The sequence below is a fragment of the Candidatus Polarisedimenticolaceae bacterium genome (genome assembly GCA_036275915.1).
Classification (GTDB): Bacteria; Acidobacteriota; Polarisedimenticolia; order Polarisedimenticolales; family DASRJG01; genus DASRJG01.
On record DASUCV010000023.1, the window covers coordinates 70619 to 85629 of the forward strand.

A 15011-nucleotide genomic window follows, 5' to 3' on the forward strand; every position below is an offset into this window, starting at 1 on the left:
GAAACGTACGAGCGAGCGACGATCAGAACGCCAGGCGCATCCCAATCTGGTACTGCCGGCCGAACGCGCGCGTCCCGTCGTTCGTGCCGTTCAGCTGCTGGCCGCTGTTCGTGAAGTCGTTGTAGATGCGATAGGTGTTCTCACCGAACAGGTTGAAGATCTCGGCGGTGAGCTGGAGGTTCATCCCCTTGCCGAGATTCATTTCCTTGACGAACTTCGTGTCGAAGTTCCAGTAGCCTTGATTCCGCTGATCGTTGCGGTGATGGGTCGGGTACGCGATCCGCACGCGCGTGTACTGCTGACCGAACGGCGACAGATAGATCGGGAGCGCCGTCGTGGAGGAGATGCGGCGGATCAGGATCGAGTACGGGAGACCGGATTGCCACTGAACGGCGCCACCGAGGCGGAAGCCCCACGGCGTGACGGTCGTCGCGTTGAACTTGACCGAGTGGCGGACGTCGAACGACTGGTAACCCTGTTCGGCGTCGAGGGTCGAGCGGTCATCGCCGAGGGCCTGGTTGAAGTCCTCGCCGTTGCCCGTCGCCTTGGAGAGGGTGTACGACGCCTCCATCTGCCAGTTCTTGTACTGCCGGCGGACGAACTCGAGGATGAGGCCGTCGTACTGCGAATGGTTGTAGTTGCCGATCTGGAAGATGCTCCCCCAGCCCGGGTTCAACACATAGAGGTCGGGAACGCCGTCCGGGCGCTCGACGGTCGCCGTGCCGTGGCCATTTCCCCCGTCTGAATTGGGCACCGTCGCCTGTACGTTTTGGCCGGTGCAGTCGTCGAGGCGGCCGTCACCGATCCCGGGATCGGTGTCCTGGTAGGTCTGGCCGGTGTACGGATCGATGATCGGGCCGGTCCCGGGGCTCGGGGCCAACGTCGGCTGCCCGGTGCCGAGCGGAACGAGGCAGCGGCCATAGTCGCCCGGGATCTGGTTGATGTCGATGTCCTGAAGCTGCTTCTTGAAGCTACGGTGGATGTAGCTGACCTTGATCGTGCTTTCCTGCCAGAGGTTCCGCTCGAAGCCGATCGAGTACTCGTCCTGGTACGGCGTCTTGATGTTGCGGTCGACGGTCGAGAAGCTGAACGTGGGGACGTACGTGATCGCCGTCGTCCCGGTCGAGCCACCGCCCGCGGGCGCGAACGCGTCGAAGGTCACGATGACCGGCTCGCTCTCCGCCGTCGGGATGATGAGCGGGATGTTGTTGTAGTACCTGCCGCCCGACGCAGAGAACTTGCTCTTTCCGTCGTTCCAGGGGTCCCAGGCGATCGAGAGCCGCGGAGCGATGTTCGTGTTGTTGATGTTCATGTCCGCGGGGCGTCGGAACTTCTTCCAGAAGGCGAGCTGCGTCGTGTAGGCCCCGAACTGGAAATCCGCGCCCGGAAACTGGCCCGCGATGGCGTTCAGGGAGCCCTGGATGTCCTCGTACGCGACGAAAGCGTTTTGCATCGGGACCGACGCCTGATCCGGATTCGTCAACCCCGCCGTCGCGGCTAGAAAGGCGGTGGATTCGGCCTGGGGATCGAACGGCTCGTACCCCTGCGCGTGGAGGTTCTCCTGCTCGATCCGCACGCCGAGCGTGATCGAGAGGTTCGATATCGGGCGAATCACGTCCTCGCCGTAGACCCCCCAGTTGGTCCCGGTCGCGGTCTGGTCGCTGCTGGGGTCGACCGACGCGGCGACGGTGTAGTAAGTGCCGATATGGCCTGGGTTGTTCGGATCGCTGCCGACGAACGTCGTGAAGTTCGGCGTCCGCACGAGGTTCTTGAAGTAGCGCTCGTTCTCGACGACGAATCCGAACTTGAACTGATGGTTCATCCCCCACATGCGGCCCTTGAAGTACGTCGCGTCGCTGCGAACGGTCAGGCGCTGGCGGGAGTCGTGCCATTCCTGGTTCGATGAGCCGCTGAAGTTCCCCGAGCTGAAATCGAAGCACTGCGCGTTGCCGAGGTACGCGGGCGTATGGCAGTTGTTGGGGACGCCCGCGGCGGTCGGCGTGAGGTCGAGGTGGGTGTCCTGGAAGGCGACCGTGGAGTCGATGAGGAGGCTCGGCGAGTAAGGAGCCGTCCAGGTGAGCGTGTAGGTCGGGCCGCCGAACTTCCGGTCGACGCTCGACTCGACCGGAACGAGCAAGCTCACTCCAAAGTTCGTCTGCTGGAGCGGGTCCGCGCGGAAAGTGAAAGCCAGCTTGTTCCTGTTGCTGACCTGCCAGGTGAGCTGGTTGTCGGTCGACACGCGCGTCGTGCCGGTCGTCGCCACACTACCGCCGGTCCCGAGGATGACCGGGTCCTCGCGCTTGACCAATTCTTCCGACAGCCGGTACCAGAGCTTGTCGCGGACGATCGGTCCGGAGACCTGGAGGGACGGGTCATAGCGGTAGAAGTCCGGAAACTGGCTGTTCGAGATGCCGGTCGAGCCGCTCCCGTCGAGCTTCTTCGAGCTGTAGATCATCCCGAAGATACCTTCGAAGTCGTTCGAGCCCTGCTTCTGGATGATCGTCGCGAACCCACCCTGCGCGCGTCCGAACTCGGCGCCGGCGCCCGACGTGATGACGGTGAGGTCCTCGATCGAGTCGCTGTTGATCTGGTTCAGGAACTGGCCGGTGAGCGGATCGACGTTGCTGACGCCGCCGACCGACGTCTTGAAGTCGCGGTCGCGCGCGCCGTTGACGTTCGGGTTGCCGTCGCCGTTCGGATCTTGGACCCCGGGCGCCAGAGCGATGACGTTTTGGTAGAAGCGCCCGGCGACCGGCAGGTCGGCGATGAAGTCGGACGAGAACTTCGTCGAGTTCTCGTTGTTGTCGAGATCGATCGTCTGCTTCTCGCCGATGACGGTGACCTTCTCGACGTGCTCGGGCACGAGCGCGATGACGAACTCTTTCATCTGCCCGTTCTGGACCTCGAGATCCTGACGCACTCCGGCGTAGCCATCCATGATGACCTGGATGACGTAGCCTGACCCGACGCGGAGAACCGGGAAGATCGCGGATCCGTCGGGCTTCGTGATGACCGACGTGGTGGCGACGTACTTGTTGGTGTTGCTCAGCGTGACCGCGGCACCGATGACCGGCGATTTGTCGGCATTGTCGATGACACGGATCTTGAGCCCGCCCGTCGCCTGCGCGGACGCGACGGTGACCGTCAACGCCGCAACGGCGAGCGTGGCAAACAGCGCCCGCAGCTTCATGTGGATGACCCCTCCGCCTGAACAACCGGGAAGAGCTCGCGCCCGCCCCCGGACCGAACGATGAACGCCCCTTTCGAGTGCCGCAGCACCCGCGCCCCGCCCACGAAGATATCGTTCGAGCGCGCGTCTATGTAGCACCGACGGCGCGTTTCCGTCAACCAAAGCCCCCTCCTCCTTGACGGAGAATATTTAGCCCGGAAAGGGTGGAGAGGCTGCCGGGGGCCGCCAACCCGCGCGGTGATCGCTCCGCAGGGGTCAGACGACGATGCCGAGCCGTTTGATCTTTTCGTTGAGGGTCGTGGGCTTCAGGCCCAGGATCTCCGCGGCCTGCTTCTGCACGCCGCCGGTCCGCCGTAGCGCGCCCTCGATCAGGCGCCGTTCGTAACGGCTCACCGCGTCGTAGAACGGCACGTCGTCCGGAAGGGACGGGATGGGCGGCATCGTCGAGAATTGGGCGAGATCCTTCGATAAGAGGTCGAGACCGATCTCGTCCCCCCGCGCGAGGACGACGCCCCGCTCGACCACGTTCTCGAGCTCGCGCACGTTGCCCGGCCAGCCGTACGTGAAGAACCGCTCGACGACCTCCGGCGCGACCCGGAGGACGCTCTTGCCGTTCTCGGCGTTGAACTTGGCGAGGAAGTGCTCGACGAGGACCGGGATGTCTTCCAGGCGCTCGCGCAGGGGCGGGATGGAGATGCTGATGACGTTGAGACGGTAGTAGAGATCTTCGCGGAACCGTCCCACCTCGATGAGATCCCTGAGGTCCTCGTTGGTCGCCGCGATGATCCGGACGTCGACGGTCCGGCTCTCGAGCGCGCCGAGCGGCAGGAACTCCTTGTCCTGCATCACCCGGAGGAGCTTCGTCTGCACGTCCGGGGAGACGGTCGAGATCTCGTCGAACAGGACCGTGCCGCCCTCGGCGACCTCGAGGAGGCCGATCTTCGAGGAGGACGCCCCGGTGAACGCACCCTTGGCGTGCCCGAAGAGGTTGTCCTCGAGCAGATCGGCGGGGATGCTGTGGCTGTTGACGACGACGAACGGGTGGTCGGCGCGCGTGCTGCGCCGGTGGATCGCCTGCGCGACGAGCTCCTTGCCGGTGCCGCTCTCGCCGTAGATGAGAACGGTGGCGCGGCTCTGCGCAACCTGGTCGATGAACCGGTAGACCTCCTGCATCGCGCGCGACTTGCCGACGATCTTCTCGTAGCGGTAGCGCTGCTCGAGGGCGCGCTTCAGGTCCTTGTTCTCGGTGCGCAGGCGTGTGGTGCCGATGGCCTGAGCGACGAGGAGGCGCACCTCCTCGTTCTTGAACGGCTTCGTCAGGTAGTGGAAGGCGCCGAGCTTCATGGCGGCGACGGCGTTCTCCACGGTGCCGAAGGCGGTGATCATGAGGACGGCGAGATCGGCGTCGCGGCTGCGGATCCAGCGCAGGACCTCGAGGCCGTCGGCGTCCGGGAGCATGACGTCGAGGAGGACCGCGTCCCAAGGTCCCTCGGCGTCGAGGAGCGCACGCCCGGCCTCCGCATCGGCCGCCGTGAGGACGTCGTGCCCTTCCTTGCGGAGGAGCGTGCCGAGCACGTCCGTGACCACCGGCTCGTCGTCGACGATCAGGATGCGGCCGGCCGACGTCGTGACCGCGGCTTCACTCGACATCGGAGGCGATTCTAGCAGGGGTCAGGCGAGCGCTTGGGCCGTCGCGCGGACCGGCAGGTCGACGCGAAAACGTGTGAACTCGCCGGGAACGCTCTCGACCAGCATCGCGCCGTCGTGCTCGCGGACGATCCCGTAGCTGATCGAGAGGCCGAGCCCCGTCCCCTTGCCCCGTCCCTTCGTCGTGAAGAACGGGTCGAAGATGTGGGGCAGGTCCTCGTCGGCAATCCCGACGCCGTCGTCCTGCACCTCGAGCACGACGCGGTCGTCGCGCCGTGCCGTGCGCACGGTGATGTGCCCGCCCCCCTCGACGGCGTCGCGCGCGTTCGAGAGGAGGTTGAGCAGCACCTGCTGCAGCTTGCCGCGGTGGCCCCGCACGTCCGGGAGGTCGGGCCCGAGGTCGGCGCGGAGCGTGATCTTCTTGTCGCGGATCTGCGGCTCGAAGAGCTTGATCACCTCGTGCACGGCATCGTTGAGCGGCAGCATCTCGAACGTCGAGCGCTCGGGGCGCGCGAGGTTCAGGAGCGAGTTCGCGATCGACGACGCTCGCCGCGTCTGCACCTCGATCTTCTCGAGAGTGCTCCTGCGCGGATCGTCCGCGGCGAGGTCCTCGAGGAGGATCTGCGCATAGCTCGAGATCCCGGTGAGCGGCGTGTTGACCTCGTGCGCCACCCCGGCGGCGAGGAGGCCGAGCGAGGCGAGGCGCTCCTGCTGCAGGACCTGCTCCTCGAGCTTGACGCGGGCGGTGATGTCGTCGAACGTCGCGACGCGCGCGCCATCGCCGTCGTCGGCCGCGAGCGGCGAGAGCGCGACGTTGACGACGATGCGCTCGCCGGCGTGGTTGACGAGGGCGTGGCGGTAGATGCGCGCCTCGACCCCGGGCCCCACCGCGGCCAGCTCACGCTCGATCCGGCGAATCGTGTGGAGCGGGAAGACCTCGCTCAGGAGACGGCCGAGCGTCTCTTCGCGCGGGAGGCCGTAGATCTCCTCGAGCCGCCGATTCCACGCGCGGATTCGGCCGTCCGCGTCGACGAGGAGGAGGCCGACGCCGCTGCTCTCGAGGATGCGCTCCTGGAGCGCCTTGAGCGACTCGACCTCGGCGGCGTGCTGGCGCACGTCGAGGACGAGCCGGGCCGCCTCGACCGCCGCCGCCGCGTGGGCGCAGAGCGTCGCGAGGAGGTCGCGATCCTCGCTCGACAGCGGGGACTCGAACGCGCCGCGCTCGGCGACGGCGAGGAGCGCCGAGACGCGCCCCTTCACCTTCATGCCGAAGACGTGGCGCGCCTCGGGCATGCCGGGAAGGCCCGATGCGTCGAGCGCGTAGGACGGATGACGCTCGAGGTGATCGAGCACCGTACGCTTCAGCTCGACCGTCGCGCGAGCGCCCGCCGGACCCGGTCTCTCGAACCGTGTGCCCGCGCCCCGGACGAGGACCACCGCGGAGGGGACCGCGAGCGTCTCCCGGACACGCGCCTCGAGCCGCTCGACGAGCGAGGCGAGATCGGTCTCGGCGGTCAGCTCGCGGCTCCACTCGAGCAGGGTCGCGCGGTCGCTGTACCGGGCCCGGTAGAACCCGCGGTCGACGGCCACGCGGATCCACGTGCGGAGGCGCGGGTAGAGCATGGCGGTCAGGAGCGCCGCGAGGAAGCCGAGCACCGCCTCGGGCAGCTCGAGGTCGACGACGAGACGCCTCAAGCCGGCGAGCGCCGCCGCATACGTCGCGATGGTGACGACGGCGAGCGCGAGGGCGGCGAGGCTCCTCCGCAGGATGAGATCGAGGTCGTGGAGGCGGTAACGGGCCATCGCCGCGGTGAACGCGGCGGGGACGACGATGAGCGACAGGACGCCGAGCTCGCTCCACGACGGCCCCACGTCGCCGAGCGCCCACGGCACGGCGTAGATGGCGGTGAACGGCCCGAACCCGACGCCCAGGCCCCAGAGCATCCAGCGGATCTGGCTCCGGCGGAGCGACGACGTCGTGCGGGCCATCGAGAGGCCGAGCGTGAGCGTCGCGAAGGCGACCGCGGCGGCGAGGAAGGCCATCCCCAAGCGGTCGAGGCCGGTGACCGCGGCGACCGGGTCCTCGAAACGGTAGGCGCCGCCGAGCCCTTCCATCCAGACGGCCGCCGCGAAGAGCGCAGCGGAGACGGCGTACGTGAACGAGAGGACCGCGCGGCGCGCCGCGCCCTCGAAGCGCGCGAGCCCCCACGCGAGATGGACGAGGAGGGCCGGCGCGATCGCCGCGGCGGCCTCGTCGATCCAGTGGACCGCCCAGTCGAAGGTGTCGGCCGCGCCTGTCTGGCTGAAGACGAGCCGGGCGAACATGGCGAGGCCGAGGCTGCCGTACACCCAGGCCCCGCGGACCGTCGGCCAGCGCAGGACGATGAAAAGCCCCGAGGCGAAGCACGCGAGCCCGACGGCGGCGAGATAGGCGTAGAGGCGGGGCGCCGCCCGGCGGCGAACCGGCTGGAGCGACGTCTCGAACGTCGCGCCGCTCCGCTCGACGACGAGCGCCAGCCGGCCGCCGGCCGGAATCCGCCACGGCGCGTCCATCGTCCCGATGACGCTGCGCGGCGCGACCCCGTTCACGGACTGTACGACGTCACCCGGAAGGAGCCCCGCGGACGCACCCGGGCTTCCCTGCTCGACCACGAGCACCGCCGGGCCGCGGGCCGATTGCACCCACTCGACCCCGGTGAACGGCGTGCGCTCGGCCAGGCGGCGTCCGAGCGCCGCGAGACCGAACATGCCGAGGACGACCGACGCGGCCCCGAAGGCGGCCCATCTCAGGCGATGCGAGCGTCGGCTCACGTGATGCGTCCTCGTCGATCTCTCAGAACGCGAGCGAGACGCCCGCGCCGAGGCGCTGATAGAGGGCGGCGAAGCGCCGCGCCTCGGACGGATCGGCGTCGGGCGACCGCGGCCCCGGGCCGAGGGCGCTCCGCGCGCTGATGAGCAGGCGGCACGTCGCGCGCCCGCTGGCGAGCCGCGCGATCTGCTGCGCGAACTCAGCCTCGATCGTCTGGAGCGACTCCTGCGCGAGCGGCGAGCCTGCGGCCTGGTCGGCGATGTCGCGGTACTCGAGCGAGAGCGACGACCCCGTGCGCGACGCGAGCGTCCCCAGGCGGACCGACCGGTAGCTCAGCGTGCGCTCGGCGAGGAGGAGGACCGGAACGTCGGGGTCGAGCGCCGGCGCGAGGATGCCCTCGGCGCGTCCCTGCGCGACGCGGAAGGTGACGGTCGTGGTCCCCGCGGTGCGCTCGAGCGCCAACGCCACGAACTGGTCGGCGGCCTCACCGTCGCTGACGTAGAGATCCTGGAGGTCCTTCGCGTCCCCCTCGTCCTTCCAGACATTGGCGCGCAGGGGGACGGACGACGCGGTTCCGCGGAGCGTGACCGAGCGCGTGACGGGAGCCTGCAGCTCGAATTCGTAGCCGACCGGAACGCCGGCCGAGCTGCTCGCAGGCGCGACGCCGCCGTTCCAGTCCTCGGTCGCCAGGTACTCGACTTGGGCGTGGCCGCGGAAGCGGCCGCTCGTCCACGATGCCCCGACGCGCGGTGTGGCGCTGGCGGTGAACGGACCGTCGAACCCTTGCCGGTACGCGAGGCCGTAGATGATCGCGATCGGGCCCGAGAGCGACCACTGATCCTCGGCATCCATGAGGAGGCTCCAGCCGGTCGGCCCCTCGATCGGGAACGAGCCGCTGACCCGGCCGCTCCGCGCGAGAGGTGCCGCGAGGTCCATGACCTGGGCGCGCACGCCGAACTTCAGGAGATGGTGGTCACCCGCGAGGCTCTCGTACTGCCCTTCGGCGCCGATCGACCGGTTGGACGCACCGCGGAGCGACTCATCGAAGCTCTCGGCGCTGCTCCGCACGAGATCGAGGCTGGCGTCGTGGATGCCGACCTGCACGGCGACGCGCGAGGTGCCGTCGACCTGCTTGTGCCACTGCCCTTCGTAGCCCCAGGAGCGCTGTCCCTGCCGCGCGCCCTGATTCATGACGCCGGGCCGCTCGCCGACCTCGAGATCGCCGGTCGAGTAGAAGGCGCGCATCGCGAGGCGGGCGTCGTCGCCGGTGTCGTACGAGACATCGACGTCGACATCGGAGGCGGCGCGGCTCACCGCCGCCGCGGCCGGGACATCGCCGGAGGAGTCGAGACTGCCGTGCCGCCCGGCGACCTGGATCGCGCCGCTGTCGCCGAGGTTTCCGGCGAACTGCATCCGCGTCTCGTTCCCCTGGAGCGACGAGGCTGGGCCGCCTCCGTCCGGCCGGAAGGCGCCGAGCGCGACGACGTGCTCGAATTGCCCCCGGATGCTGTCGGGGAGGCGGAACGCTTTCTCCTTGGCAGCCTCGTTCGACGCGACGAGCGGCGTCGGATCGAGATGCTCGAGCACGCTCTTCGGCGGGACGCGAAGCGCCCACGACATGTCGTCCTGAACGGCCTTGGCGCGGGGGTCGTCGACCTTGGGAACGGGATGGAGAACGAGCTCGACCGAGGAGCGCAGATAGGTGTTGACGATTCCGATCGCGGCGACGTAGCCGGACTTGAGCGCCGCCACCCGGTAGACCCCGGGGACGAGATGATCGACGAGGAATCGTCCGTTGACGTTCGACAGCGTGCTCGCCGCCGCCGCCGCGCGATCGGGCGACAGGACGAGGATCTCGGCGCCCGCGAGCGCGCGCCCCAGCTCGTCCTTGACGTCGCCGGATACGGTCGCTGACGGCGAGGCCGACGCGTGGGCCGGTGTCGAGAGAGCGATGAGCGCGAGGAGCAGGGCCGCGGCGGCCGACCGGTGCATGACCATGGCGCCCCCTTCCGTCGCCCGGACCGCCACATTGCGGGAGGCCCCGGCGGCGTTTCGAGTGTAGGTTCGGCGCCGGAATGTTGTCAACCGCCCGCCGCTCTATAAGATACGCGCCGTGAGCATCCTCCGGCTCGCGTGCGTCCCCGCCGTCCTCCTCCTCGCGAGTGGGGCCCTCTTCGCGCTGCAGCCGGTTTCGGTCGAGTCTCATGCCCTTCTCCACCTCGAGGCGATCGCCGTCGGGGACGGTCCGGCGGAGGCGACCGGCATCACGAAGGACGCCGAAGTCGGTCCCCGGCGGCCGGAGATCATCGACCTGAGGGTGCCCTGGGGCGACGGCGCGCTCGACGTACGTCTCACGGTCGCGCTGGCGCCCACCGGCCGGGAGGACGGCGAGATCACCCTCCGGTGCTCCTCGACGGTCACGCCGACGGGCCGGGGGCCCGCGCGCGCGACACGCGACCTCAGCTTCGCGGACGGCGGCAGCGGGCTGTTCGAGATCTTCGGCGACGGCGCGCGGCGGCTCGTGCTCACCCTTCACGGCGAACGGGTCGATCGCGCGGTCGCGGGTCCGATCGCGCCTCCGGGTGATCCCGTGCGCTTCCTCGTCGCGGTCGAAGGGGTCGCGGGCGACCACTCGGAAGTGCTCCAGACGAACGAGCTGCACTCGTTCGTCGGCGAATCGGTCGCCTACGAGTTCCGGCTGGGGTCCGGCGCGAACGACGAGAACCTGCGGCTCGTTCTCGTACCCGAGTCGATCGACGGCGAGCTCATCACGATCCGCGCCGAGATCAAGGGCCTCATCCCCGGCGCCGACGGGCCGGTGAAGGTCGACCGGACGCAGCGCATCGTCGCCACGCGGCGGGCGACGACGCCGGTTCCGGCGACCGTGGGCACGCCTCCTTCGGGCTACCGCTTTCAGATCACGCCGGACTTCTAGCGATGGCGTGGCCGCTCCTCGTGGCCGCGGCGTGGCTGGCAGCGGCGCCCGCGGCGACCGCGCCGAGCGAGGTGCTCACGCTGAGCCGCGAGTTCCGCGTCCGCCTGGACGGCGGACGCGATCTCGTTCTCGAGGTCCGCCCGCGCGAGGGAGAGACCGCGGAGGCGGTTGCGCAGCGCGCGGCCGGGACGCCGGCTCAGGTCGAGCTGCTCCTCGTCTCTCTGAAAAAACCGTCGGGCCGTTCCTCCGACGGGTTCTACCGCGTGCCGCTCGCCCTCCTCTCCGGTTCGAAGCGCGCGTTCGTGCTCCGCAACGTCTTCCCGCAAGACACGCTCGAGGGCGACGACTGGATCCACGTGGCGAAGTCGAGCGCGCTGCCGGTCTACGACGAGGGCCTCTGGCAGGTCGCCTCGTGGTTCACCGGGGATGGCGCGCGCTTCAAGGAGCTCCTCGTGGCGAACGCGCTCGACTCCCCGGAGCTCTCGCGCGGGCAGCAGGTGCGCATTCCCGCGGCGATGCTCGATCGCGCGCTTCGACGTGGAACGGCCGGCGACGACGTCGCGCTCGCCTACGGGAAGGACGACGAGGGCGAGTACGCGAGCTACGTCATCAAGCCGGGAGAGGCGCTCTACTCCGCGGTCGTCCTCCGCTACACCGGGCGCGTCGCCCCCGACGACGTCGACGCCGTCGCGAAGACGATCGCGCGCAGGAGCGGGATCAAGGACGTCACCGACATCCCCGCCGGCTGGGAGATCCGCATCCCGCTGGACGCGCTCGAGCCGGAGTTCCTCCCGCGGGACGATCCCCGCCGGAAGACCGTCGAGAAACAGGCGGCCGCGGTGCAGCGCGAGCTCGTCGAGCGGCCGCAGAAGCCGATCCAGCGCGGGCTCAAGGGGGTCGTCGTCATCGTCGACCCGGGGCACGGCGGCATGGACCCGGGCACGACCGGCCACGGCCTCTTCGAGCACGACTACGTCTTCGACGTCGCGAGCCGCTTGAAGCGCGACCTCGAGGCGAAGACGGCCGCGAAGGTCTATCTCACCCTCGACGATCCGGTGAGCGGGGCGGTGCCGTCGAGCGGCGACGCGATCGCGCCGAACCGCAAGCGCACGGTCCTGACGAGCCCGGCGTTCCTCGCGGCCGAGGACGGCGAGACCGCGGTGGCGGTCAACCTCCGCTGGTACCTGGCGAACTCCCTCTTCCGCAAGCTCGTGAAGGCGGGCACCGACCCCGACAAGATCGTCTTCCTCTCGCTGCACGCCGACGCGCGCCACCCGTCGCTCCGCGGCGCGATGGTCTACGTCCCCGGATCGACCTACCGCAAGGGCACGATGGGCTCGAGCGACCCGACCTATCTCCAGTTCAAGGAGGTGCGCGAGATGCCGCGCGTGAGCTTCTCGCAGCGCGACCGGCTCCGCTCGGAGGCGGTCTCGCGCAAGCTCGCGGGCGCGATCGTGCAGGACCTCAAGAAGGACGATCTCCCGGTGCAGCCGTTCCAGCCGGTGCGCGATCGCGTCATCCGCGGCGGCGAGATCTGGCTTCCCGCCGTGCTCAAGGGGAACGCGGTCCCGGCGAAGGTCCTCGTCGAGATGGTGAACCTCAACAACGCCGACGATGCCGCGCTTCTGGCCCACGCCGCCGATCGCGACCGGCTGGCGGCCTCGCTCTCCGATGCGCTGGCGACGTACTTCGGCAAGGGTGGCCGCGGGTCCGGGAAGGGCAAGTGAGTCGATGGGCTTTCTTGACAGCCCCGGCTCGGAATCCCACAATCCCCACGTCATGCCGATCTACGAGTACCGGTGCCAGTCGTGCGGCCGCACCGTCGAGGCGCTCCAGAAGCTCAGCGACGCGCCGCTGACCGAGTGCGAGTTCTGCGGCGGCAAGCTCGAGAAGCTGATCTCGCGCACCGCGTTCCAGCTCAAGGGCGGCGGCTGGTACTCCGAAGGTTACGGCGGCGGCAAGTCGAGCTCCGGGAATGAAGGCGGAAGCTCCGGCGGGTCGAAGGACGGCGGCGGCGACAAGCCCGAGGGCAAGAAGGCGGCCTCGGGCGGCTGCGGCTCCGGCACCTGCGGCTGCCACTGATCGTTCGATGAACGTCCTCCTCGTGGGCGGAGGCGGTCGTGAGGCCGCGCTCGCGTGGGCGCTCGCGCGTAGCCCGAGGCTGACCTCGCTCTCGGCCGCGCCCGGCAACGCCGGGATCGGCCGTCTCGCGCGCCGGATCCCGATCGCGGCCGACGACGTACCCGCCCTCGCCGCGCACGCGATCGCCGAGCGCTACGACCTCGTCGTGATCGGACCCGAAGCGCCGCTGTGCGGCGGCCTCGCCGATCGACTGCGCGATGCCGGGCTCGACGTATTCGGTCCGTCGGCCGCCGCGGCGCGTATCGAGGGGAGCAAGGCGTTCGCGAAGGAGCTCATGGCGCGCCACGGGATCCCGACCGCCGGGTTCCACATCTTCGACGATGCGGACGAGGCGAGGCGATATCTCGCGGGTGCGGCGTATCCGCTCGTCGTCAAAGCCGACGGTCTCGCCGCGGGCAAGGGCGTCGTGATCGCCCAGGACCCGGCGACCGCGATCGCCGCCGCCGCGGAGATGCTCTCCGGCCACGCGTTCGGAGAAGCGGGCCGCCGGGTCGTCGTCGAGGAAATGCTCTCGGGGCGCGAGGCCTCGTGCTTCGTGCTCGCCGACGGCACGACGACGCTCGAGCTCGCCGCGTGCCAGGACTACAAGCGCGCCGGCGACGGCGACCGCGGTCCGAACACCGGCGGCATGGGAACGTACTCGCCCTCGGTGTGGATCGACGAGCGGACGGCTTCCGAGGTGCGCGAGCGGATCTCGATCCCGACGATCCGCGGCCTCGCGGAGGAGGGCGCGCCGTTTCACGGCGTGCTCTTCATCGGGCTCATGCTCACCGCCTCCGGCCCCAAGGTGCTCGAGTTCAACGCGCGGTTCGGCGATCCGGAAACCCAGGTCCTCGTGCCGCGCCTCGACGGCGACTGGCTCGAGCTGCTCGCCGCCGCGGCGCGCGGAGAGCTCCGCGGGATGCGGGCGCGCTTCTCCGAGCGGGCGGCGGTGTGCGTCGTCATGGCGGCGGGCGGCTATCCCGGCGGCTACGCGAAGGGCTCTCCGATCGAAGGGCTGGACGAGGCGGCGAGCCTCGCGGACGTCGCCGTCTTCCACGCCGGGACCGAGATCGACGACATGGGGCGCGTCGTCACGGCGGGCGGCCGCGTGCTCGGCGTCACCGCCCTCGGCGACACCATCGCCGGCGCGCGCGATCGCGCCTACGAAGCGGTGGCCCGCATTCGCTGGGACCTGGAGCTGCACCGCACGGACATCGCCGCCGACGCGATCAGCGAGACGGCGCCGCTTCGGCCACCGAGAGGATGACCGATCCCTCGGGCGGGTCGCCGGCCGCGACCTTCCGGACGACCGACTCGCGCTCCTTGCCGTCGACGCGCGCCGTCGCCTCGACGTAGTCGCGGAACCTCGCCGGCACGCCCGCGACGTCGGGGTCGCTGGGGTCGGCACGATTCATGACCTGGACGTGGAGGTGGGGCGCGCTCGTGTTCCCGCTGTTGCCGACATAGCCCACGACGTCGCCGGCGCGCACCGTGTCGCCGGCCTTCACCGCGAGCGATCCCTTCCGGAGGTGAGCGAGGAGAACGAAGCTCGTGCCGGCGTCGATCACCACGTAGTTCCCGAAGAACCAGAGCGGGTGCCGGAGGGCGGACGAGTAGCTCTTCGCGCGGATCTCGCCGCCGGCCGCATTGTCCTCGACGTCGCCGACGGCGAAGGCGACGCGTCCCGCCACCGGGGCGACGACGTCGCGACTGGAGGTCGCGTCGACCGCCGCCAGGTCCCAGGCGAACTCGCTGCCGAGCGGCGACATCCGATGGCTCGTGCCGCAGGCGTGCCCTTGCGTCACGCGCCACGCCCCGCGCACCGGAACGAGGATCGACGGCAGAACCTCGGGCGCCGCCAGCGGAACGTCGAGCGCCTGCGTCGCGCGAACGGCGTGGAGTCCGCGCCGCTGGACGAGACGCATCTCGAAGCGAACGCGGTCGGTCGCCGCCGTCGGCGGCGCCAAGCAGATCCCCGCCCACGACTGGGCCTCGCCGGCGTCGATCTTGGGATCGGAGAGGAGTCCGGCATCGACGAAGAGGGCGCTCGCATCGTCGACCGTCTTGACGACGGACGTCCCCTCCAAATAGAGGAGGCGCAGGCCTTCGATGCGTGTCGGACGGTCGGAAGGGTTGTGGACGTCGAGCGCCAGGAGCGTATCGCGGCGCCCGCCGGAATCGATGACGACCGGCACCTTCGGTCGTATTTCGAATTGGAGTTGCGGATCCCCGGCCCCAGCGAGGCCGGGGATCGCAAGAGCGGTCGTGACGGCGGCCGCGGTGAAAACGAGCCGCACGTGAGAACG

9 protein-coding genes are annotated in these 15011 nt (G+C 69.6%); 4 read left to right on the plus strand and 5 right to left on the minus strand.

What is annotated here, in order from left to right; all coding sequences use genetic code 11:
• Nucleotides 1-22: 22 nt before the first annotated feature.
• From VFV19_19315 to VFV19_19330, 4 genes are all read right to left on the minus strand, one after another.
• Nucleotides 23-3190 carry a carboxypeptidase regulatory-like domain-containing protein gene (locus VFV19_19315; GenBank protein ID HEX4826457.1) on the minus strand — a complete coding sequence of 1056 codons (3168 nt, stop codon included), beginning with the start codon at nucleotides 3188-3190 and terminating at the stop codon, nucleotides 23-25.
• Nucleotides 3191-3445: 255 nt separating this feature from the next.
• On the minus strand, nucleotides 3446-4840 hold the full coding sequence (locus tag VFV19_19320) for a sigma-54 dependent transcriptional regulator (GenBank protein ID HEX4826458.1): 1395 nt from the start codon (nucleotides 4838-4840) through the stop codon (nucleotides 3446-3448).
• 21 nt (nucleotides 4841-4861) lie between these two features.
• Nucleotides 4862-7648: an ATP-binding protein gene (locus VFV19_19325; GenBank protein ID HEX4826459.1), complete on the minus strand. Its 2787-nt coding sequence runs from the start codon at nucleotides 7646-7648 to the stop codon at nucleotides 4862-4864.
• Between the two features lie 22 nt (nucleotides 7649-7670).
• A complete protein-coding gene (locus VFV19_19330; GenBank protein HEX4826460.1) occupies nucleotides 7671-9644 on the minus strand; it encodes a carboxypeptidase-like regulatory domain-containing protein in 1974 nt (657 codons plus the stop codon).
• 115 nt (nucleotides 9645-9759) lie between these two features.
• Here VFV19_19330 and VFV19_19335 point away from each other — a divergent pair, with 115 nt between their 5' ends.
• Genes VFV19_19335 through purD form a run of 4 tightly spaced genes read left to right on the plus strand, consistent with a single transcriptional unit; the run spans nucleotide 9760 to nucleotide 13972 of the window.
• Nucleotides 9760-10581, plus strand: coding sequence for a hypothetical protein (locus VFV19_19335; GenBank protein ID HEX4826461.1), 822 nt, complete (start codon nucleotides 9760-9762; stop codon nucleotides 10579-10581).
• A gap of 2 nt (nucleotides 10582-10583) precedes the next feature.
• On the plus strand, nucleotides 10584-12308 hold the full coding sequence (locus tag VFV19_19340; protein ID HEX4826462.1) for an N-acetylmuramoyl-L-alanine amidase: 1725 nt from the start codon (nucleotides 10584-10586) through the stop codon (nucleotides 12306-12308).
• 52 nt (nucleotides 12309-12360) lie between these two features.
• Nucleotides 12361-12663: a zinc ribbon domain-containing protein gene (locus VFV19_19345; GenBank protein ID HEX4826463.1), complete on the plus strand. Its 303-nt coding sequence runs from the start codon at nucleotides 12361-12363 to the stop codon at nucleotides 12661-12663.
• A 7-nt stretch (nucleotides 12664-12670) separates the two neighbouring features.
• Nucleotides 12671-13972, plus strand: a complete 1302-nt coding sequence (purD, locus tag VFV19_19350) for a phosphoribosylamine--glycine ligase (protein ID HEX4826464.1) — start codon at nucleotides 12671-12673, stop codon at nucleotides 13970-13972.
• Here purD and VFV19_19355 read toward each other — a convergent pair.
• Complete coding sequence (locus VFV19_19355) at nucleotides 13935-15002, minus strand: M23 family metallopeptidase (GenBank protein HEX4826465.1); 1068 nt, start codon at nucleotides 15000-15002, stop codon at nucleotides 13935-13937. The genes purD and VFV19_19355 overlap by 38 nt on opposite strands.
• Between the last annotated feature and the right edge of the window lie 9 nt (nucleotides 15003-15011).